Origin of the sequence: Halomonas borealis (assembly GCF_004798905.1) — a bacterium.
Taxonomy (GTDB): domain Bacteria; phylum Pseudomonadota; class Gammaproteobacteria; order Pseudomonadales; family Halomonadaceae; genus Halomonas; species Halomonas borealis.
In genome coordinates, this window is the sequence record NZ_SDMO01000140.1 from 1 (window position 1) to 237 (window position 237).

At 37.6% G+C, this 237-nt stretch carries 1 protein-coding gene; it reads left to right on the forward strand.

Annotated features, from left to right (window positions below):
- On the forward strand, window positions 1–237 hold a 237-nt coding region (locus ETC07_RS16445), incomplete at both ends, for a substrate-binding domain-containing protein (RefSeq protein WP_205742588.1).

A 237-nucleotide genomic window follows, 5' to 3' on the forward strand; every position in this document is an offset into this window, starting at 1 on the left:
TAAAAAACCAGAAGTTCAAATCACTGTACAAGGTGGTGGATCCGGTGTAGGTTTGACTCAGGTCTCAACAGGAACCTTCCAAATCGGCAACTCTGACATCTTTGCAGAAGAAAAATCAGGAATTGATGCTTCTAAATTGAACGACCATAAAGTAGCTGTCGTTGGTTTTGCTCCAATTGTAAATAAAGATATTAACATTGATAATCTCTCAACACAACAACTTAAAGATGTCTTCAC